Annotated in this window: 1 protein-coding gene and 1 pseudogene; both read left to right on the top strand. The window is 59.1% G+C overall.

Translation table 11 applies throughout. The features are described from left to right. Positions 1–165 (top strand): annotated as a pseudogene (locus D8U69_RS14800) (phosphotransferase family protein); the annotation flags it as partial. A gap of 129 nt (positions 166–294) precedes the next feature. After that, entirely contained in the window at positions 295–1,062 is a 768-nt protein-coding gene (locus tag D8U69_RS14795; RefSeq protein WP_056852858.1) for an SDR family oxidoreductase, read from the top strand.

The raw sequence follows: 1,062 nt of genomic DNA, 5'->3' as shown, positions 1-1,062 counted from the left end.
TTCTACTACACCTACGGCCTGTTCCGCCTGGCCGGCATCGTGCAGCAGATCTACTACCGCTTCTACCATGGCCAGACCCAGGACAAGCGCTTCGCGCAGTTCATTCACATGAACAAACTGCTGGAGCAGATGAGCTTGCAGGTCATCCAGAAATCCAGCCTCTGATACCAACACGACCCGCAGGAGCCAGGCTTGCCGGCGAATCAGACACTGCGGTGTAGCGGTCATACCGCGTCATCGCTCTTCGCCAGCAAACCGCACCTACACCTATCAGGCCTATAACAAGGAAAACCCATGTCCAAGACTCAGTTGTTCGACCTCGACGGCAAGATCGCATTCGTCTCCGGCGCCAGCCGTGGCATCGGTGAGGCCATCGCCAAACTGCTGGCCCAGCAAGGTGCCCACGTGATCGTCTCGAGCCGCAAGCTCGAGGGTTGCCAGCACGTGGCCGACTCGATCATTGCCGCCGGTGGAAAAGCCACCGCCATCGCCTGCCACATCGGCGAAATGGAACAGATCAGCCAGGTGTTCGCCGGGATCAAGGAACAGTTTGGTCGCCTGGACATTCTGGTCAACAACGCCGCCACCAACCCGCAATTCTGCAACGTACTGGATACCGACCTCGGCGCCTTCCAGAAAACCGTCGACGTGAATATCCGCGGCTATTTCTTCATGTCGGTCGAAGCCGGCAAGCTGATGCGCGAAAACGGTGGCGGCAGCATCATCAACGTGGCCTCGATCAACGGCGTTTCGCCGGGAATCTTCCAGGGCATTTATTCGGTGACCAAAGCGGCGGTCATCAACATGACCAAGGTTTTCGCCAAGGAATGTGCGCAGTTCGGCATCCGCTGCAACGCGCTGCTGCCAGGTCTGACCGACACCAAGTTCGCTTCGGCGCTGGTCAAGAACGAGGCGATCCTGAACACCGCGTTGCAGCAGATCCCTTTGAAACGCGTGGCGGACCCGAGCGAAATGGCCGGCGCGGTGCTGTACCTGGCCAGCGACGCCTCCAGCTACACCACAGGTGTTTCGCTGAACGTGGACGGCGGTTTCCTGTCCTGA

Origin of the sequence: Pseudomonas sp. Sample_16 (assembly GCF_004307665.1) — a bacterium.
Classification (GTDB): domain Bacteria; phylum Pseudomonadota; class Gammaproteobacteria; order Pseudomonadales; family Pseudomonadaceae; genus Aquipseudomonas.
This window is presented reverse-complemented; position numbering and strand designations above follow the sequence as displayed.

Excerpts from the sequence above, each read along its gene's own strand:
- D8U69_RS14795 (WP_056852858.1), top strand. The coding sequence starts at position 295 with ATGTCCAAGACTCAGTTGTTCGACCTCGACGGCAAGATCGCATTCGTC.